We start from the raw sequence: 835 nt of genomic DNA, 5'->3' as shown, positions 1-835 counted from the left end.
CGGGCAAGGCCCAGATCATCGCCCAGGCCCTGACCCACGCGCCCCTGCCGGTCAGCGAGGCCGTCGAGGACGCCGTGCTGCCCACCGCGCACCGGCGCACCCACCCCCAGCTCCGCCAGGACGTGGCCCGCGCCCTGATCACCCTCGACCACCACGACGTCACCGCACGCCACCGCGCGGCCCGGGCCCGCCGGCGCGTGTGCCACCCCCGCGCCCTGCCCGACGGCATGGCCTCGATCTACACCGTCCTGCCCGCCCCCGACGCCATCGCCCTAGACCTCGCCCTGGACGGCGCCGCCCGCACCGCCCGCGCCCACGGCGACCACCGCACCCTCGACCAGCTCCGCGCCGACACCCTCGCCACCCTAGGCACCCACGCCCTGACCCAAGGCGGCCTCGGCACCCCACCCACCACCACCAACGCGGACGCGGACACCGGCGACGCCACTACAGCCACCACCGCGGACGCCGACGCCGGCACGGCACCCGACACCCGCAGCAACACCGACCACAGCGACAACGCGGCCGGCCCCGACGCCGACGCCGAGGTCGAGGCCGGCACGGACCCCGACGCCGATATCGGCACGGGCCCCGACGCCGACGCCGATATCGGCATGGACCCCGACGCCGACGCCGGTGCGGGCGTGGGCGATGTCGGCGGCGGGGGTCCGCCGGACACCGCCTCCCTGCCCGGCGCGGGCGGGGCCGGGCCACCGGGGCCCGCGGCGCCGTGGTTCCCGATCGGGCAGGTCGCCGGGGTCCCCGTCCGCGTGAACGTCACCGTCCCGCTGACCACCCTGCTCGGCGGGACCGAGCCGGGCACCCTGGACGGCTA

At 78.1% G+C, this 835-nt stretch carries 1 protein-coding gene; it reads left to right on the top strand.

Annotation, left to right across the window (positions count from 1 at the left end; all coding sequences use genetic code 11):
• On the top strand, positions 1-835 hold an 835-nt coding region (locus tag EJK16_RS11300), incomplete at both ends, for a DUF222 domain-containing protein (protein WP_127129362.1).

The sequence above is a fragment of the Georgenia sp. SYP-B2076 genome, from assembly GCF_003991205.1.
GTDB lineage: Bacteria > Actinomycetota > Actinomycetes > Actinomycetales > Actinomycetaceae > Georgenia.
Note: the sequence above shows the minus strand (reverse complement) of the source record. Positions and strands in the feature narration are given on the sequence as shown.